Origin of the sequence: Polaromonas sp. (genome assembly GCF_030680935.1) — a bacterium.
In the GTDB taxonomy this organism is placed as follows: Bacteria; Pseudomonadota; Gammaproteobacteria; order Burkholderiales; family Burkholderiaceae_C; genus Polaromonas.
Genome location: NZ_JAUXUP010000020.1, coordinates 1 through 18,571 on the forward strand (window position 1 = coordinate 1; position 18,571 = coordinate 18,571).

17 protein-coding genes are annotated in these 18,571 nt (G+C 61.9%); 11 read left to right on the forward strand and 6 right to left on the reverse strand.

Going from position 1 to position 18,571, the window contains the following annotated elements; genetic code table 11:
* Positions 1–194: 194 nt before the first annotated feature.
* Both Q8L50_RS05645 and Q8L50_RS05650 read right to left on the reverse strand, forming a co-directional pair.
* On the reverse strand, positions 195–677 hold the full coding sequence (locus Q8L50_RS05645) for a GreA/GreB family elongation factor (protein WP_305347685.1): 483 nt from the start codon (positions 675–677) through the stop codon (positions 195–197).
* A gap of 149 nt (positions 678–826) precedes the next feature.
* Positions 827–991 carry a hypothetical protein gene (locus tag Q8L50_RS05650; RefSeq protein ID WP_305347686.1) on the reverse strand — a complete coding sequence of 55 codons (165 nt, stop codon included), beginning with the start codon at positions 989–991 and terminating at the stop codon, positions 827–829.
* A 61-nt stretch (positions 992–1,052) separates the two neighbouring features.
* Here Q8L50_RS05650 and Q8L50_RS05655 point away from each other — a divergent pair, with 61 nt between their 5' ends.
* Entirely contained in the window at positions 1,053–1,262 is a 210-nt protein-coding gene (locus Q8L50_RS05655) for a hypothetical protein (protein ID WP_305347687.1), read from the forward strand.
* A gap of 545 nt (positions 1,263–1,807) precedes the next feature.
* On the opposite strand, the gene xdhB is transcribed toward Q8L50_RS05655, so the two are convergent.
* Together xdhB and xdhA are read right to left on the reverse strand one after the other, a co-directional pair.
* Positions 1,808–4,198, reverse strand: a complete 2,391-nt coding sequence (gene xdhB, locus Q8L50_RS05660; RefSeq protein ID WP_305347688.1) for a xanthine dehydrogenase molybdopterin binding subunit — start codon at positions 4,196–4,198, stop codon at positions 1,808–1,810.
* Positions 4,195–5,673, reverse strand: a complete 1,479-nt coding sequence (gene xdhA / locus Q8L50_RS05665; RefSeq protein ID WP_370869755.1) for a xanthine dehydrogenase small subunit — start codon at positions 5,671–5,673, stop codon at positions 4,195–4,197. The genes xdhB and xdhA overlap by 4 nt, the downstream gene beginning before the upstream one ends.
* A gap of 72 nt (positions 5,674–5,745) precedes the next feature.
* Between xdhA and Q8L50_RS05670 the strand changes: the two genes are divergently transcribed.
* The 6 genes from Q8L50_RS05670 to Q8L50_RS05695 all read left to right on the forward strand — a co-directional run bounded on the left by Q8L50_RS05670 (position 5,746) and on the right by Q8L50_RS05695 (position 12,638).
* Positions 5,746–6,678 carry a LysR family transcriptional regulator gene (locus Q8L50_RS05670; protein WP_305347690.1) on the forward strand — a complete coding sequence of 311 codons (933 nt, stop codon included), beginning with the start codon at positions 5,746–5,748 and terminating at the stop codon, positions 6,676–6,678.
* 58 nt (positions 6,679–6,736) lie between these two features.
* The gene (locus Q8L50_RS05675) at positions 6,737–8,320 is read left to right on the forward strand and encodes an ABC transporter ATP-binding protein (RefSeq protein ID WP_305347691.1); all 1,584 of its coding nucleotides are present in this window, start codon (positions 6,737–6,739) and stop codon (positions 8,318–8,320) included.
* Positions 8,307–9,392, forward strand: coding sequence for an ABC transporter permease (locus Q8L50_RS05680; protein ID WP_305347692.1), 1,086 nt, complete (start codon positions 8,307–8,309; stop codon positions 9,390–9,392). Before Q8L50_RS05675 ends, Q8L50_RS05680 begins: the two co-directional genes overlap by 14 nt.
* Entirely contained in the window at positions 9,392–10,312 is a 921-nt protein-coding gene (locus tag Q8L50_RS05685) for an ABC transporter permease (protein WP_305347693.1), read from the forward strand. The genes Q8L50_RS05680 and Q8L50_RS05685 overlap by 1 nt, the downstream gene beginning before the upstream one ends.
* A 49-nt stretch (positions 10,313–10,361) precedes the next feature.
* The gene (locus Q8L50_RS05690; protein WP_305347694.1) at positions 10,362–11,516 is read left to right on the forward strand and encodes a BMP family ABC transporter substrate-binding protein; all 1,155 of its coding nucleotides are present in this window, start codon (positions 10,362–10,364) and stop codon (positions 11,514–11,516) included.
* A gap of 78 nt (positions 11,517–11,594) precedes the next feature.
* On the forward strand, positions 11,595–12,638 hold the full coding sequence (locus tag Q8L50_RS05695) for an adenosine deaminase (RefSeq protein ID WP_305347695.1): 1,044 nt from the start codon (positions 11,595–11,597) through the stop codon (positions 12,636–12,638).
* A 21-nt stretch (positions 12,639–12,659) separates the two neighbouring features.
* On the opposite strand, the gene Q8L50_RS05700 is transcribed toward Q8L50_RS05695, so the two are convergent.
* Positions 12,660–13,451, reverse strand: a complete 792-nt coding sequence (locus Q8L50_RS05700; protein WP_305347696.1) for a response regulator transcription factor — start codon at positions 13,449–13,451, stop codon at positions 12,660–12,662.
* Between the two features lie 123 nt (positions 13,452–13,574).
* Between Q8L50_RS05700 and Q8L50_RS05705 the strand changes: the two genes are divergently transcribed.
* The 4 genes from Q8L50_RS05705 to dcd all read left to right on the forward strand — a co-directional run bounded on the left by Q8L50_RS05705 (position 13,575) and on the right by dcd (position 17,362).
* Positions 13,575–13,970, forward strand: coding sequence for a surface-adhesin E family protein (locus Q8L50_RS05705; protein WP_305347697.1), 396 nt, complete (start codon positions 13,575–13,577; stop codon positions 13,968–13,970).
* Positions 13,971–14,251: 281 nt separating this feature from the next.
* On the forward strand, positions 14,252–15,334 hold the full coding sequence (locus tag Q8L50_RS05710; protein ID WP_305347698.1) for a BMP family ABC transporter substrate-binding protein: 1,083 nt from the start codon (positions 14,252–14,254) through the stop codon (positions 15,332–15,334).
* A gap of 55 nt (positions 15,335–15,389) precedes the next feature.
* Positions 15,390–16,688 carry a guanine deaminase gene (gene guaD, locus Q8L50_RS05715; RefSeq protein WP_305347699.1) on the forward strand — a complete coding sequence of 433 codons (1,299 nt, stop codon included), beginning with the start codon at positions 15,390–15,392 and terminating at the stop codon, positions 16,686–16,688.
* Between the two features lie 101 nt (positions 16,689–16,789).
* Positions 16,790–17,362, forward strand: a complete 573-nt coding sequence (gene dcd / locus Q8L50_RS05720; protein WP_305347700.1) for a dCTP deaminase — start codon at positions 16,790–16,792, stop codon at positions 17,360–17,362.
* A 161-nt stretch (positions 17,363–17,523) separates the two neighbouring features.
* Here the strand turns inward: dcd and Q8L50_RS05725 are convergent, their stop codons facing one another.
* On the reverse strand, positions 17,524–18,471 hold the full coding sequence (locus tag Q8L50_RS05725; protein ID WP_305347701.1) for an IS481 family transposase: 948 nt from the start codon (positions 18,469–18,471) through the stop codon (positions 17,524–17,526).
* Between the last annotated feature and the right edge of the window lie 100 nt (positions 18,472–18,571).

Sequence of the window (18,571 nt, forward strand, 5' to 3'; positions counted from 1 at the left end):
GGGCGGTTGCGAACCGGCCTCGCAAGAAGGCCTGGTTTCAAGTTCGACGTTGATGGATGAACCAAGTTGATCGCTGTTTTCGGCTAGACCGGAAAATTGCGCCTATGAAATCGGAGGGCTGCTTCAGACTGAATGCTGTCCTTCATCTGCCGCCAGGCACCAACTGGTCTCGAGACACAGGAGTCGTTCACGGTTTAATAAACCCGTAGCACCTCAAACTGCTGTCGGATTAGAGCGACCTGGATCGACACCTCATCACCCTCGCATTTGCCCAGCATGGCCCTGCCCAAAGGGGCTTCGCTGCTGACGACCTGAACGAGCTGAGTGCCGCTGACCAACTTCATGCTGCCCCCATCCGGGCCGAGAAAGAGGTGTTGCTGCTTGTCGTCGGAATCGACCATGCAGACCAGCGCGCCGAGCTGTATACCTTTTCTGACGTCGTAGGGACGCGGGCGGAATTGGCGCCAGTTGGCCAGCGCTTTGCGGATGGCTTCGGCGCGCCGAACTTGGCCGGTGGCCAGGTAGGCGGCTTCGAGTCCCAATGTGTCGTATTTGTTTTCGGCGATATTTTCTTCGTGGGTCGCCGTTTCATGGGCCGCCCGCGCTGCCTGTTCGGCTTGCAGCAGGTCTTCGGCGAGCCGTTTCAGCACCTGCTGTTGCAGCAATAATTTATCCATGATCAAGGGTAGCCATCTCAGACAAGCGGGAGGCAGGCCTTGATTATGAAGGGCTCCACCGGCCGTCGACCAGATTACGCTTTCGGCAGCGCGCCGTAAATCTTTCAAACGGCCAGAACGTTCCGGCAAGGAAGACTTTTTTACGCGGCTCAACTTGCGCGAATGACCGATTCTGGCGGCGGATTCAACCTGTCGCTCAATTGGCGAACATGACAGACCGCTTCCGCCTGCGAAGCGGAAGTTCGCGGCAACAACTTGAAAGACGGCATCGGGCCCGAAACCTCGGCGTTGTAGATCTCGCGCTGGGCGATCATGCTCTCGCCGTGTACGGGCGAAAAAGGCGCAGAAAATGGCGCTTTAGATTAAGAGGTCCCTGTGAATCCATCCCTTACCCATGCCGAGCTCATCGCCACTTTCAGGAGGGCGGAGGCAGACGCTGCTCACAAGTTCGGATTGATCAAAGCTGTTGGGGCAAAAGGGCCCAAGGCGATTCAGGCGGCCGTCGAAACAGCAGCAAAGGCAGCAAAACGCAGGGATTCGTATGCGAAAAAGCTTGCTGTGCTGGGGGTGGACCTCAAGGATTGAGCGGTGCTCCGTGCCCGCACGGCAGCCCCGGTGCTGAAGCCGCCAGCGACTGCGAAAAGATCAAGGGCGTCCATGATGCCGTCAAAAAAGAGACCCCCGACGGAAGGGTGGGGTGGGTTGCGGATAATCGGGATTTAGAAAGAAACCGGATGCCAATAGAAGAACCAGAGCCGATTGAGGAATACGTCCCTGGCGTCGCAAGCGGGCGGCATTACATGGCCAAGCTGTGTCATTTCCCTGACGGTCCTTGGTACATCGAGGTCATTCACGTTGAATCGCTACCGCCCTTGCACGACAGCGACAGGACTTGGCTCACTCGTGATGAGGCCGTTCAGGCGGCAGATAAGCTGGTTGCAGACCTGGGTCACTGAACTGAGATCGCCGGTTCGCCGCCCAGCGCTTCCAACCAGTCAGGAATCAAGGCGGATGGCTCTGCCAGAGGCAAGCACAAGGAAGAGGTTCACAGGAGCAATCCAAATCCAGTTGCTTGCGAACAGCCAGATCGAAACAGGCTGTGCGATGAACGCATTGGGTTTTTAGAGTGCTCAAACCGTTAGCGCCTTCAGCACATTCTCCGCTGTCGCAGGCGCTATCAAACTCACCGTGTTTCCGTCGCCCCGCGCCGCTGCAATCGCCTCCTTGAGTGCCTCCAGCACACTGATGGCCAGCATGAAGGGTGGCTCGCCGACGGCCTTGCTGCCGAAGACGTTGTCTTCACGGTTGGGCTCGGGCCACAAATCCACCTTGAAGTGTTCGGGGATGTCCCCGGTCGCCGGAATTTTGTAGGTGCTGGGCGCATGGGTGCTCAAGTGGCCCTTGTCATTCCAGACCAGTTGTTCGGTGGTCAACCAGCCCATGCCCTGCACAAAACCGCCCTCGATCTGGCCGATGTCGATGGCCGGGTTGATGGAGGTACCGACGTCGTGCAGGATGTCGACCTTGAGCACGCGGCTTTCGCCGGTCAGCGTGTCGATGGCGACTTCGCTGCAGGCGGCGCCGTAGGCAAAGTAATAAAACGGCCGGCCGGTCAGGGTGGTTTTGTCGTAGTGGATTTTTGGCGTGCGGTAAAAACCGTCGCTCCAGAGCTGGATGCGGTTGGCATAGGCCTGGCGCACCACTTCGGCAAAGGGACGGCGGCCTTTGGGCGAGCTGATGTTGCCGCCCGCAAAAGACACGGCGCCTGCGCCGCAGCCGTCCAGGCCAGCCACAAACTGCGCGAGGTTGTCGCGCACATTGCGCGCGGCGAACTGAGCCGCACGGGCGTTCAGGTCGGTCCCTGCCGAGGCGGCGGTCGCCGAGGCATTCGGTATCTTGCTGGTGTCGCTGGCCGTCGCCAGCACGTCTTCAAACGCCACGCCCAGTTCGTCGGCAACAATTTGCGCCACCTTGGTGTTCAGGCCCTGGCCCATCTCGGTGCCGCCGTGGTTCACTTGCACACTGCCGTCGGTGTAGACATGGACCAGCGCGCCGGCCTGGTTGAACAAGGTGGCGGTGAAGGAGATGCCGAACTTCACCGGCGTGATGGCGATGCCGCGCTTGATCACCGGGCTCTTCGCGTTCCATGCCGAAATGGCCGTTTGCCTTTGTCGGTATTGCGCAGTCAGCTCCAGTTTTGATAGCAGGGGTTCGAGGATGTTGTCCTCGACCTTCATGCCGTAATGCGTGAGGTTTCTTTCCTCGACACCGTAGAGGTTGCGCTTGCGCACATCGAGCGGGTCCAGCCTGAGGTGCCGCGCAATATCGCCGAGGATGTTTTCAATCAGCACCACACCTTGCGGCCCACCGAAGCCACGAAAGGCCGTGTGGCTCTGGGTGTTGGTCTTGCAGCGGTAGGACGCTATCTCGACGTCTTCCAGAAAGTAGGCGTTGTCGGTGTGAAAAATCGCGCGGTCGGCGACCGGGCCGCTCAGGTCGGCGCTGAAGCCGCAGTTGGCGGCCATCATCAGTTTCAGGCCGTGCAGGCGGCCGCTGTTGTCGAAGCCCACGGTGTAGTCGTAGGCAAAGGGGTGGCGTTTGCCGGTGACCATGAAGTCGTCATCGCGGTCCAGCCGCAGTTTGATGGGGCACTGGAGTTTGTTCGCTGCAACCGCGGCCCACACCGCCAGGTGCCCGGCCTGGGTCTCTTTGCCGCCAAAACCGCCGCCCATACGCCGGCATTCAACCCGCACCGCATGGTTGCTGATGCCCAGCGCGTGCGACACCCAGTGCTGCACTTCACCCGGGTGCTGGGTGCTGGAATAAACCAGCCACTGGTTTTGCTCTTGCGGCAACACGTAGGCGATCTGGCCTTCCAGATAAAAATGTTCCTGGCCACCCACTTCGAGTTGTCCGCTCAGGGTGTGGGGGGCGGTTTTCAGGGCCTGCGCCGCGTCACCGCGTTTTACAAACACCGGCGGCAAGACATAACTTTCAAGCTTCAGCGCCTCGCGCACATCCAGAACGGGTGGCAATTCTTCGATGTGGAGTTGCACCTTGCGTGCAGCGCGGCGCGCCTGCATCACCGAGCTGGCGATCACCAGGCCGATGACCTGGCCGATGTGCTCGACCTTGTCGATGGCAAACACTGGCTCGTCGTGCACAAAGGTCGCCAGCAGCGGGTCAGCCGGCACATCGCGCGCCAGAATCACATCACGCACACCGGGCATGGCCAGCGCGACCGAGGCATCTACACCGCGCAGCCGGCCATGAGCGACGGTTGAAAGAATGGGTGCAGCGTGCAGCGTGCCGCGTACCTCGCCAATGTCATCGACATAGGTGGCAGCGCCGGCCACCTGGGCGCGCGCGCTTTCGTGCTTGTGAGAGCGGCCTGCGGCGCCGCGCGCGGGGGCGTTCGCCCCAGGCGGTGGCGTCACGGGGGCAAGCTGTACCTGCGGAGCGGACGGGTTGTCTGCGCGGCTGACCGGGCCCTCGTTCTGGGTCTTGTCCCGGGCGTTCATGGCGCCACCTCTTCCAGCACAAAGGACTCGAGGTTGATCTGCTGCAGGCCCTGACTCTCCAGCCAGAAACGCTGCAACAAATTACCCAGTACCTCGCGTCGGTAAGCGCCTGACGCGCGCATGTCGGAGATCGGTGAAAACTCGGCGCGCAGGGTGCTGATGGCCTGCTGCACGGTCTGCAGTGCCCACGGTTTGTTCAAGAGAGCGGATTCGGACTGCGAAGCACGAACTGGCGTGGCAGCGACGCCGCCTGCGCCCAGCGATGCGCGGCGCACTACACCTTCATCGATCTGCAGGTTGACGGCCAGGCACACCGCCGAAATATCGTCGTCGTAGCGTTTCGAAATCTTGTAGACCTTCAGCATTTCCGAAGGTGCCGGTTTCGGCACCTTGATCCACGCGAGCACCTCGTCTTTTGCCATGACGTTTTTGCGGTAACCGGTGTACAGCGCTTCCAGCGGCATCTCGCGGTGGCCGCGCACACTCATCAGCACCACGTTTGCGCCCAGGGCGATCAGCAGCGGCATCGAGTCCCCAATCGGTGAGCCGTTGGCCACGTTGCCGCCCAGGGTGCCCGAGTTGCGCACCGGCAGGCCGGCAAAACGGGCAGCAAACGTTTTCAACTGCGGCCGTTCCTTCGCCAGTGCGGCAAAAGCGTCGCTGAGTGTGACGGCCGCGCCTATGGCGATGTGCTGCGGGTAGTCTTCAATGCGGCGCAGCTCCTGCACCTGCGTGATGTCCAGCACCTTGCCAAACTGCATGTGCATCTTGGTCACCCACAGGCCGACATCGGTGCAGCCGGCGACAAGCTGGGCGTCGGGGTGGGCGGCGCGGGCCTGCAGCAGGCTGGCCAGTGTAGAGGGGGAGTTGTAAGCCAAATTGGCCTCCAGCCCTTTACTGGTGTGCGCAAGCAGCTCCAATTTTGATAGCAAATCGGTTTCATCGACAGCCACCGTGGGCAGGGCCGCCATCTGCTGGGCCGCATCAAAAATAGGCCGATAGCCGGTGCAGCGGCACAGATTGCCCGACAGCTCCTGCTGCGCCAGCTCGCGGGTGATGGGTTCTCCGCAGGCAACATGGTTTTGGTACATGCCAAAGAGGCTCATGACAAAACCGGGTGTGCAAAAGCCGCATTGGGAGCCGTGGCAATCCACCATGCTTTGCTGGGCCGGGTGCAGTGTGCCGTCTTGCGCTGCCAGGTCTTCCACCGTCCACAAGGCCATACCGTCGATGGAATGCGCCAGCTTGATGCAGCTGTTGACGGCGCGGTAATGAATCTTTCCGCCCTCGGCCTCACCGACCACGACGGTGCAGGCGCCACAGTCGCCTTCACCGCAGCCCTCCTTGGTGCCGGTGCATGCCAGGTCCTCGCGCAGCACCTCCAGCAGCGTGCGGCTGGGTGGTACATTGGCGAGCGAGACCACCTGGCCACCCTTGACGAATTGAATGGTTTTATGAGGCGATTGCATGTCCATGTTTCCTAGGGTAAACCCAATCGTTCAGGGCCGGTATACCCATAGGCGTATCAGCGCGATGTACAAAAAGGTATGAAAGACCAGGCCTTATTCGACAAGATAGACCTCCATCTCATAAGGGTCTTGAACACCGTGCTGACCGAACGCAGCGTTTCGCGCGCCGCCATCCGACTTGGAATGTACCAACCCGCTGTCAGCGCGGCGCTCAAACGCCTGCGTGCGCTGGCGGGTGACCCGCTGCTGGTGCGCTCTGGCCCCGGCATGGTGCCTACGGATGCCGGGCTGCGCATGATCGAGCCGTCGGCGCGCATTTTGCGGGCCGCGGAGGTGCTCTTCAGCGACGCGCGCGGGTTTGACCCGGCCACTGCCACCAGCACCTTCAGCCTGGCCGCCAGCGACTACATGGACCCGCTGTTTTTGCCGCAACTGGTGGCCCAGATCAAGAACGAGGCGCCGCTGTGCCATGTGGACATTCATCCGCTGTCGGGCGAGTCCGACTACCGCACTCGCCTGGCGCAGGGTGAATTCGACATCGTGATCGGCAACTGGCCGGCGCCGCCTGATGACCTGCACATGGCGCGGCTGTTTGGCGACGAGGTGGTTTGCCTGGTGGCCAAGGACCACCCGGCGGTGCGTCGCGGATGGGATAGCGCCAGCTGGCTGGCCGCCGAACACATTGCACCGACGCCGACGCACCCGGGTGCCAAGGGGGTGATCGACGCCCACCTGGACACCTTGCAAGTGCAGCGCAACATCACCGTGCGCTGTCCGCATTTCGGGCTGATCCCAGCCATGGTGGCCGGCAGCCTGCTGGTGCTGACCACGGGGCGCCAGTACTGCGAGCGTTTTACCGGCGTGCTGCCGGTGAAAATCCTGCCGTGCCCGATCGACTTCCCGCGCATGATGTATTACCAGCTCTGGCACGAGCGCACCCATGCCTCGGCCTCGGCCAAATGGCTGCGTGAGCGGGTCAAGGCCGTCGCTGCGGCGCTACGAAAACAATAGCTGCTTGCGCATATGCACCAAGGGCTGGAAGCACAAAACATATAAAGAATTCGAGGCAATGACTGGTTCCCCTCTCTCCGCTGATTCCACTGTTTTGCCGGCTGCTGCTCAGGGCTCTGCCGTGCCGCGCCTGCAACTCACAGGTATCACCAAGGCCTATCCGGCGGTGGTGGCCAACAGTGGCATTTCGCTGACGGTACAGCCCGGTGAAATCCATGCCGTGCTTGGTGAAAACGGCGCCGGCAAATCAACACTGATGAAAATCATCTACGGCGCGGTCAAGCCCGACGCCGGCAGCATGGCGGTGGATGGCCGCAGCGTGACGGTGCGCAACCCGCAGGAGGCGCGGGCGCTCGGCATCGCCATGGTGTTCCAGCATTTCAGTTTGTTTGACACCCTGACCGTGGCTGAAAACGTCTGGCTGGGTCTGGACAAAAGCCTGAGCCTGGCCGAGGTCTCGCGCCGCATCATCGCCACCACACAAGAGTACGGGCTGCAGCTGGAACCCACGCGGCCGGTGCACACCCTGGGTGTGGGTGAGCGCCAGCGGGTGGAAATTGTGCGGTCTTTGCTGACCCAGCCCAAGCTGCTGATTCTGGATGAGCCGACCTCGGTGCTGACACCGCAGGCGGTGGAAAACCTGTTTGTCACGCTGCGCCAGCTGGCCGCGCGCGGCTGCAGTATTTTGTACATCAGCCACAAGTTGCATGAAATCCGCGCGCTGTGCACGGCTTGCACCGTGCTGCGCGGCGGCAAGGTCACGGGCGTCTGCGATCCGCGCGAGGAGACCAACGCTTCGCTGAGCCGCTTGATGATTGGCGCCGAGCCGCCGGCGCTGGAGCACCGCGAGGTGTCGCTGGGCGCCACCGTGCTCGAGGTGCGCGATTTGAGCCTGGAGCGCGAAGACCAGTTTGGCGTGGACTTGCAGCAGATTGCCCTGCAGGTGCGGGCCGGTGAGGTGGTCGGTATCGCGGGTGTTTCGGGCAATGGGCAAAAAGAGCTGCTGTATGCGCTGTCGGGTGAAGACACACGCGCTGCACCATCGGCGATCCAGCTGGCGGGGCAGGCTGTGGGCCGGCTCAATCCGGCGCAGCGCCGCGAGCTGGGCCTGCATTTTCTGCCGGAAGAGCGGCTGGGACGCGGCGCGGTGCCGACGCTCAGCCTGGCCCACAACCTGCTGCTCACTCGGCGCAACGCGGTCGGGCGCGGTGGCTGGCTACGGCTGCCGGCCTTGCGCGTGCAGGCGGCCGGCATCATTGCGCGTTACCAGGTCAAGGCGGCGGGCCCGCAGGCCGCAGCGCAGTCGCTGTCGGGCGGCAACCTGCAGAAGTTTCTGGTGGGGCGCGAGATTGAGGCGCAGCCCGCGCTGCTGATTGTTTCGCAGCCGACCTGGGGCGTGGATGTGGGCGCCGCGGCGCAGATACGCGGCGAGTTGCTCAAACTGCGCGACAACGGTTGTGCGGTGCTGGTGGTCAGCGAAGAGATGGAAGAACTGTTTGACATCTGCGACCGCCTGTACGTGATGGCCAAGGGCCAGCTGTCGCCCAGCCTGCCGCGCGCCGAAGCCACGCTGGAGCGGGTGGGGCAATGGATGAGCGGCCTGTGGACGGCCGATGCGGGGAGCAGCCATGCTCAAGCTTGAAGCGCGCCCGCAGCCGTCCCAATGGTGGAGCCTTGGCTCGCCTCTGCTGGCGCTTCTGATCACGGTTCTGATCGGCGTGGCGCTGTTTGCAGCGCTTGGCAAAGACCCGGTGCGCGGCCTGCAGGTCTTTTTCTGGGAGCCGATCAAGTCGCCGTATGCGCTGAGCGAGTTGATGGTCAAGGCGACGCCTTTGCTGATCATTGCGCTGGGGCTGGCGGTGTGTTTTCGTTCCAACATCTGGAACATCGGCGCCGAGGGCCAGTTTGTCATAGGCGCTGTGGCTGCCGGTGGTGTGGCCCTGCTGGCGGACAAGAGCACCGGGCCGTGGATTGTGCCGGCCATCATCGCCGCCGGTGTGCTTGGCGGCATGGTCTGGGCGGGCATCACGGCTTTGCTGCGTGACCGCTTCAATGCCAATGAAATCCTGGTCAGCCTGATGCTGGTGTATGTGGCCGACATGGTGCTCAGTTATCTGGTGTTCGGCCCCTGGAAAGATCCGCAGGGCTACAACTTTCCGCAGACCAAAACCTTTGAGGCGGTGACGCAGATTCCGCGCCTGATGCAGGGCTCGCGCGTGAGCATAGGCATTTTGCTGGCACTGGCGGGCGCTGCGGCTTTGTGGGTGTTCCTGTTTCGCACTTACGCCGGTTTTGCCCAGCAGGTCGGCGGCCTGGCGCCCGCCGCGGCGCGTTACGCCGGGTTCTCGTCACGCAAGGCCCTGTGGGTTGCGCTGTTGACATCGGGTGGCGCGGCTGGCCTGGCCGGTGCGCTGGAGGTGGCCGGACCGATTGGCCAGCTGACCCCCTATGTGCCAGCGGGTTATGGTTTTGCCGCCATCATTGTGGCGTTTGTTGGCCGCCTGCATCCTGTCGGCATGGTTTTTTCGGCCATCCTGATGAGCATGTTCTATATAGGCGGTGAGCTGGCGCAGTCGCGCCTGGGCCTGCCCAAATCACTGACGGGTGTGTTCCAGGGCCTGCTGCTGTTCAGCCTGCTGGCCTGCGACACCCTGATCACTTACCGCGTGCGATGGACCGGCCGCAGCTTGCCGGTGGCGAAAGGGGCCCGCTGATGGACGCCGTTGCTCTGCTGCTGGCCGCCACCCTGAGTGCGGGCACCGTGCTGGCCATTGCCGCGCTGGGCTTGTTGATCAATGAAAAAGCCGGCATCGTCAACCTGGGCGCCGAAGGCATGATGCTCTGCGCCGCGATCGCGGGTTTTGCTGCCGTGGTGCACAGCGGCAACATCTGGCTGGGTTTTCTGGCCGGTATGGCGGCGGGCGCCGTGCTGGCGGCCATTTTTGGCGTGCTGGTGATCTGGCTCAACACCAACCAGTACGCCACCGGCCTTGCGCTGAGCCTGTTTGGTGCCGGTTTTTCGGCCTTTGCCGGCATCAAATATGTGCAGGAAAAGCTGCCCGAGCAAGGTCGATTTGCCATCCCGCTTCTCGGCGATCTGCCGCTGATCGGCCCGGCGCTGTTTCGCCAGCACCCCATGGTCTACATCGCCATGGCGCTGACATTGGCCTTGATCTGGTTTCTGTACCGCACCCGGGCCGGGCTGGTGCTGCGCTCGGTCGGCGAAAGCCCCGAGTCGGCCCACGCACTGGGTTACCCGGTGCGGCGCATCCGGCTGATGGCCGTGGTCGCGGGGGGCGCGCTGTGCGGTCTGGCGGGCGCTTATGTGTCCGTGGTTTACACGCCGCTGTGGGTTGAGGGCATGATTGCCGGCAAGGGCTGGATTGCGCTGGCGCTGACCACTTTTGCCACCTGGCGCCCGGCACGGGTGTTGCTTGGTGCCTATCTGTTTGGCGGTGTGACCATGCTGCAATTTCACCTTCAGGGTTTGGGGGTGGATGTGCCGCCCCAGTTTCTGACCATGCTGCCCTACCTGGCCACCATCGTGGTGCTGGTGCTGATCTCGCGCAACCCGCGCTGGATCAGGCTGAACATGCCCACTTCGATTGGAAAACCTTTCTACCCCGGTTCATAATCGGGTTTTTTCGCCAAACTCTGGCTTCACCGTCGCTACAGGAGACGACATGACTGACTTGCAAAAACGTTCATTGCTCAAGCTGGCTGCACTTTCCGCAGTTGCTTCAGCCGCGCTGATGGGCTGCGGTAAAAAAGAAGAGCCCATGCCTGCACCGGCGCCGGCACCGGTTGCCGCTGCACCAGCGCCAGCCAAGCCCGCACCTCTGAAAATTGCATTTGCCTATGTAGGCCCGGTCGGCGACGGCGGCTGGACCTTTGCGCACGACAATGGCCGCAAGGCGATTGAAAAAGAGTTTGGCGACAAGGTCGTCACCAGTTTTGTCGAAAAAGTGCCCGAGTCCGCCGACGCAGAGCGCGTGATCCGCGACATGGCCAGCCAGGGCAACAAGCTGATTTTTGGCACCACTTTTGGCTACATGGAGCCCATGCTCAAAGTGGCGCCCGACTTCAAGGACGTGAAGTTTGAACACGCCACCGGCTACAAAACCGCCGACAACATGCGTACCTACGACAGCCGCACGTACGAAGGCGCGTACATGGCGGGCGTGATTGCCGGCAAGATGACCAAAACCGGCACGCTGGGTGTGGTGGGCTCCATCCCCATCCCCGAAGTGGTGCGCAACATCAACAGCTTCACGCTGGGAGCGCAGTCGGTCAACCCGAAGATCAAAACCAGGGTGGTGTGGGTCAATGAGTGGTTCAATCCACCGAAGGAAACCGAAGCCGCCACCTCGCTGATCAACGGCGGCGCGGACGTGCTGTTCCAGAACACCGATTCGTCGGCCGTGCTGCAGACCGCAGAGAAGATGAACAAGCGCGCCTTCGGCTGGGATTCGGACATGACCTCTTATGGCCCCAAGGCCCACCTGGGTTCGGCCATCATCAACTGGGCACCGTACTACATCAAGGCCACGCGCGACGCGCTGGAAGGCAAATGGGCCACCGGCCAGGTCTGGTGGGGTGTCAAGGAGGGTGCCATCGACATGGTATCGGTGGCTGCCGACGTGCCGGATGACACCAAGAAGCGCATCGATGAGATCAAGGCAGGCTTGAAAGACGGATCGTTCTCGATCTGGAAGGGCCCCATCATGGACAACACCGGCAAAGAGCTGATTGCCAAGGACACGGTGGCCGACGACAAGTTTCTCGGGGGTCTGAAGACCTACGTCAAGGGCGTGGAAGGCAAAGTTCCGGGCAATTGAATCCCGTCTCCCTACCCCTCAGGGAGGGGCGGGGGTGAGGGCCGCCTGCGGGCGGCTTTTTCTTTTTTTGGAGGCCCTATGAACGCCGTTCGACCTGTATCGCCCGGGAGATTGCCCGATTTGCTGCGCCTGATGCCCAAGGCCGAGCTGCATATCCACATCGAAGGCTCGCTCGAACCGGAGCTGATTTTTGCGCTGGCCCAACGCAATGGCGTGGCGCTGCCGTATGCCAGCGTGGAGGACTTGCGCGGCGCTTATGCGTTTACCAACCTGCAGAGTTTTCTGGACATTTATTACGCCGGTGCCAGCGTGCTGATCCAGGAGCAGGATTTTTACGACATGGCGCGCGCCTACTTTCTGAAAGCTGCGGCGGACAACGTCGTCCATGCCGAGTTGTTCTTCGACCCCCAGACGCACACGGCCCGCGGCGTGGCCATGGAAACCGTGATCAGTGGCCTGCACCGCGCCTGTGTGGATGCGCAGGCTGAACTCGGCATCAGTGCCTCGCTGATCCTGTGTTTTTTACGACACCTCAGCGAAACAGAAGCCTTTGAAACCCTGGAACAGGCGCTGCCGTGGCGCGACAAGATCATCGGGGTGGGGCTGGACTCCGGCGAAGTCGGCAATCCGCCGGAGAAATTTGCGCGTGTGTTTGCGCGCTGCCGCGAACTCGGCCTGCATCTGGTGGCACACGCGGGCGAGGAAGGCCCGCCCGCCTACATCTGGACCGCGCTGGACGTTCTCAAGGTCGAACGTATCGACCATGGCGTGCAGGCCATTCAGGACCCCTTGCTGATGCAGCGCCTGGCGAAAGACCGCATTGCGCTGACCGTGTGCCCGCTGTCCAACCTCAAGCTGTGTGTGTTTCCCGCTCTGGCGCAGCACAATCTGCGCCAGCTGCTGGATGCGGGCTTGGCGGCCACCGTCAACTCGGACGACCCGGCCTACTTTGGCGGCTACATGAATGACAACTTCACGCAGACTTTTGCCGCAACAGGCATGGATGCGCAGCACGCTTACCAGCTGGCCCGCAACAGTTTCGAGGCGAGTTTTATCGATGAGACATCCAGGCGCCGCAACATTGCGCGCCTGGACGAATGTTTCGAGAGTTTTCGCGGATAAGACGCAGCAGGCCGCCCGCCTTCAGAGCATCGGGAGGGCGGGGCCTTCAGGTTCGGCCGGTAGCGCAAGCACGGTGCGCACCACATGCATCAGTGCATCGGCCTCAAAGGGTTTGGTGACATAACCGTCAGCGCCGGCAGCCAGGCCCTTGAGCACCGCTTCGCGGGTGGCCTTGCCGGTCAGCATGATGACCGGCACATCCTTGAGCGCCGGGTGTTGGCGCAGCCGGAGCAGGATGTCGAAGCCGTCGGCGTCTGGCAGCACCACGTCCAGCAGGATCAGGTCAGGGGCCGGCTGTTTGCGGAACTCGGTCACGACTTCCTCACGATTGCTTGCCACGCGCACCCTGAAACCTTCGAAACTCAGGTAGCTCTGGATGAATTTGGCCAGCATGGGTTCGTCGTCCACCACAATCGCCGACAGCGGCTGACCCGGATCCCGCAGTTTGGCCGGGCCGCGCGGCCTGGCGATCCGGACGTAGTAGCCGGCTTTTTTCAGGGAGGCAGCACCCGTGTCGGCCTCGTCTTCGGCCTGGGTGACCGCAAAATCGCTCATGCGCGCGGTGAACTGCTCGGTGAAAGGGTCGACTTCCGCCAGCTTGACCAGCTTTTTGTCCTGCAGTGTCATGAAGGCTGCCGTGAACACGCCGGCGGCGGCGGGCGTCATGCCGGCCCTGAGCTGGCTCAGGGTCTGCGACCCGTCTATCCTGACCATCAGTTCAATCTCCGCCGGGTTCAGGGTGCTTGCGCCGCTGCGCAATTCTTCCTGGCCCTTTGTCGTCAGGGTGTAAATGTCCTTGTCATGCATCTGCATCTTCGCTGCTTCCTTCGATGGCGTGGCGCCGTTTTCCGGGATTATCGCCTCCTGGGGCGGGTCTGGGCCTGTTTTCGGCCAGACCGCACTATCATTGCTGGAGCATCTGCTGACGCCATCACCATGAAACGCCTGTTCATCGCCCTTGCCATCGCCTGCCTCAGTGGGGGGGCTGCTGCCCAGTGGATGCCGGTGATGGTCGATCAGATGGTCATCACCTATATCGACCGGACCACTGCGCGCGGTACCTCTGCCAAGGGCGGTTTGGTCAGAATGTGGTGGCTGATGGACTACCAGTTGGTGCAGATTGCCGACGAGAAAGGTTATTTCTCGCGGTTGCACCACAGCGAGTTTGATTGCAGGGGCCAGCGCGCGCGGATGTTGTCCGTCGCGCTGCTGTCGGAGCAGATGGGCATGGGGCAGGTGGTGTTTGAAGACCCGGTTCCGCGCCGCTGGGTGGCGGTGTCCGAGGAGCCTTTCCAGCAGGCGTTGTGGGATATTGCCTGCATGGCTTATTAGCCCCTACGTTCGCTCACTGCCTGTAGCTCTCTGCACCTTGCAGGCCGCCGCTCGCCACAGGCCTCGCTTCTGGTGCCTGCCCAAACCTGCCCAAACCTGCCCAGGCAGGTTCGGAGCCGCAGCCGCCAGCCTGCGGACTGGCAGAGCCAGATCCGCGGCCCGTGCTGGTAAAGACGTGCGCTCAAGCGCTGCTGGACTGAGCGGCTAAACTAGGGGTTCACCCGCACGCTGTCCCGGCGAGCTGGTGTTTTTTATTTTCCGGGGCCATGTAGAGGACCACCATGTATAAAAACCTCGCTGCCGCGTTCGCGGCCGCCTGTTTTGTTCTTCCCGTTTTTTCACAATCCCCGCCACCTGCCAAGCCGCCTTTGAAAATCGGCTTTGTGTATGTAGCGCCGCTGACCGAGGCCGGCTGGGTGCGCCAGCATGACGATGGCCGCAAGGCGATTGAAGCCAGGCTGGGTGAGCGCGTGACGACCAGCTTTGTTGAAAACGTCGCCGAGGGCGCCGATGCCGAGCGTGTGATCCGCGATCTGGCCAGCCAGGGCCATCGGCTGATTTTCACGCCCAGCTTCGGTTATATGGAGCCGACACTGAAAGTGGCGAAGGACTTCCCTGACGTCAAGTTCGAGTCCATCACCGGCTACAAAACTGCAGCCAATGTGGCGGTGGCCAATGCGCGTTACTACGAAGGCCGTTACCTGGCGGGTATTGCGGCGGGTCGCATGGCCAGTAGTGCAGGGTATGTGGCGGGCTTTCCGATTCCCGAGGTGATCCAGGGCATCAATGCTTTTACCCTGGGCATGCGTTCGGTCAATGCACAGGCGACGGTCAAGGTGGTCTGGCTGGGCGCCTGGTTTGACCCCCCGCGCGAGCGCGAGGCAGCGATGACACTCTTCAACCAGGGCGTGGAAGTGATGGCCTTTCACACTGGATCGACCGCCGTGATGAGCGCCGCCCAAGAGCGCGGAAAACTGGCCATTGCCTACCATTCCGACATGCGCAAGTTTGCGCCTGACGCGCAATTGCTGGCAGTGACGCACCAGTGGGGCGACTACTACACCCGGCGCGCGCAGGCTGTGCTCGATGGCAGCTGGAGCAGCCAGGCGCTGTGGGGCGGGGTGAAGGAGGGCATGATCCGCGTGGACAGCTTCGGCCCCAAGGTGCCGCAAAAAGTGGCTGACGAGGTGATGGCGCGCCAGAAAGAGATAGCCACAGGCAAGTTGCACCCGTTCACTGCGCGTGCCGATCTGCGCGACAACGAGGGGACCATCGTTCTGGCTGCCGGACAAACCCTCAGCGACGCACAAATTCTGGGCATGAATTTTCTCGTACAGGGCGTGCAGGGCAAGCTGGGCAAATAACGGTTATTGCAGCTTGCGTATTGCAAGCCCCGATCGCTGCGTTAACCTTGCAGTCATGAAAGCCTGGCGCGCCTCCATCCTTACCTTTCCATCCCCCGGTCAAGCTGCGCTGGAGTCAGACGGCTTGCTGGTGGTCGGCCCTGATGCGCAGGGGCGGCAGGTGGTGCAGGCGGTGGGCGCCTGGCAGGCGCTGGCAGCGCGTTTTGCCGACGTGCAGGTGGAGCACCTGCCGGGTCACATCATCGCGCCCGGTTTTGTGGACATGCACATCCACTACCCCCAGCTTGACGTGATCGGCTCGCCGGCAGAAGGCCTGCTGCCGTGGCTGGAGAACTACACTTTTTCACAGGAAAAACGCTTCTCCGCCCACGACCACAGCGCGCAGACAGCTACGTTTTTCATAGCAGAACTTTTGCGCCACGGGGTCACGACCGCGCTGACCTTTGCGACTTCGCACCCGGAATCGGTCAACGCCCTGTTTGCCGAAGCGCAACAGCGCCAGCTGCGCCTGATCACTGGCAAGTGCCTGATGGACCAGAACGCGCCGGACGGCGTGCGTGACAACACCGAGCAAAGCCTGATCGACACCGAATCCCTGATCCGGCGCTGGCACGGGGTGGACCGCCTGGGTTATGCCATCACGCCGCGTTTTGTGCCCAGTTGCAGCCAGGCGCAGTTGCGCGGCGCTGGCGAGCTGGCCGCTACCTACGCCGATGTGTGGATCCAATCCCACGTAGCTGAAAACAAGGACGAAATTGCCTGGGTGCATCGGCTCTATCCCCAGGCACGCAGTTACCTCAGCGTGTATGACCAGTTTGGCCTGTTGCGCCCGCGTGCCGTGTATGCGCACTGCATCCACATCGACGACGAAGACCGCGCGCTGATGCGTGACACCGGCACCGCAGCAGCGGTCAGCCCGACCAGCAACCTGTTTCTGGGCAGCGGTTTTTTTGACTATGCGGCGGCGGACCGCAGCGGGTTTTTGTACGGCCTGGCCAGCGATGTCGGTGGCGGCACCAGCTTCAGCCCGTTTCACACCATGCTGGCCGCGTATTACGTGGGCCGCGAGGGCCAGACCAAGGCGGGTGTTTCTCTCAAGCCGCAGCAGCTGTGGTGGCAGCACACCGGCGGCGCGGCGCGTGCGCTGGGTCTGGAAGGGGTGATTGGTAACCTGCTGCCGGGCTGCGAGGCCGATTTTGTGGTGCTCAACCCGCAGGCCACACCGCTGCTGGCACGCAAGACCGCGCAGGCTGGCAGCCTGGACGAGCTGCTGTTTGCGCTGATTGTGCTGGGCGATGACCGGGTTATCGCGAAGGCCGTGATTTCTCAAGCAGAATTTGCCTCTGGCCCTTGATTGGTGGGCGCAAGCAGCTACTAAAATGATAGCGCTTGGCGTTTCGCTCAGTGCCTGTCCTGGCTTGCCTACAATCTAGGCAACCTGAGGAATTTCCCGAAATGAGCATCAAAAGCGACAAATGGATACGCCGCATGGCCGAGAGCACCGGCATGATCGAGCCTTTCGAGCCGGGCCAGATCCGCGAGAGCGAAGGCCGCAAGATCATCAGCTACGGCACCAGCAGCTACGGTAACGACATCCGCTGCGCACCCGAGTTCAAGGTTTTCACCAATATCCACAGCACGGTGGTTGATCCGAAAAACTTTGATGAAAAGAGTTTTGTCGATTTCAGCGGCGACAGCTGCATCATCCCGCCCAACAGCTTCGCGCTCGCCCGCACGGTCGAGTACTTCCGCATCCCACGCAATGTGCTGACCATCTGCCTGGGGAAAAGCACCTATGCGCGCTGCGGCATCATCGTCAACGTCACGCCGTTTGAGCCCGAGTGGGAAGGCTACGTGACGCTGGAGTTCTCCAACACCACGCCGCTACCCGCCAAGATTTACGCGGGCGAAGGCTGTGCCCAGGTGCTGTTTTTCGAGAGCGACAAGGACGATGTCTGCGAGGTCAGCTACAAGGACCGTGGCGGCAAGTACCAGGGGCAGGTTGGGGTGACGCTGCCGCGGGCGTGACCTGCACGCTATGAGTCTGGGCGGCAGAAGGATTTGAAAATTCGAGAAATATTTTCGACCGGTCAGAATCGCTTAGGCTGCGTTATTTCGCTGTAGGCAAGGGGTCAGGCACACCCAAAAACGTCAGTTTTTGACCAACTTTTCTTCTGCCGCCCAGACTCCTAGATGTGAAGTGTCAAGAGGTTGTTTGTAGCTGAGAGCCTGGACATGGGTGGTTTGAGCCCGATCCCATGGTGCTGGCGGTGCCAGTTGTAGAAGTGATTCCACCGGGGCAATGCAGCCAGGCGCTGATCAGAATGCTCGTAGGAGTGGCCGTAGGCCCATTCCCGCAGGGCTGATTGAATGAAGCGTTCGGCCTTGCCGTTGGTTTGCGGGCGGTATGCACGGGTGAACTTCTGGTTCATGCCCAGCTCGTGGCACCTCTTGACGAACGCCTTGGAGTGGAATGCCGGGCCGTTGTCGGTGATGAGCCGCTGCACCGGCATGCCCAGGCCTGCGTAGTAGGCCGCCGCAGCCTCCAGGAAGCTCACGGCGCTCTCCTTGCGCTCGTCCGGGTACATCTGGGTGAACGCCACCCGGCTGTGGTCATCCACGGCGACGTAGAGAAATTCCCAGCCAGCGCCTTGGATGCGGCCCTGGCGAGTGCCGGTGACTCGGTGGCCAGGCCGCTCGATACGTCCGAGCTTCTTGATGTCGATGTGGAGCAGCTCGCCGGGCTGCTCTCGCTCGTAGCGTTGCACCGGCTCGGGTGGCCGCAGATCAGTGAGGCGGGAGAGTCCAGCGCGCCTGAGGACCCGGCTCACAGTTGCCTTGGACACGCCGACATAGGAGGCGATCTGCGCTTGCAGCATCAGCTTGCGACGCAGCTCCACGATGACCAGAGCTACGCTCGGGTCAACCTGACGCGGGCTGCGAGCTGGACGTGAAGATTTGTCCAGCAGACCGCAAGCGCCATCGGCCAGGTAGCGCCCCAGCCACTTGCGGGCAGTGACGGCACTGACACCCTGCTTGAGAGCTGCTTGTGAGGCAGACAGACCGCGTTTGGTGATGTCTTGAACCATTTCTAGTCGCCGCAGGTACGTTAATCGGGCATTCTTATGGGTGTTCATCTGGATTGGGGTGTTGAGGGTTGGGCGTTTGGCGATTCCCAGTCTCTCAGAACCAATCCGGGTGAACACCCGTAACAACCTATTGAAACTTCACACCTAG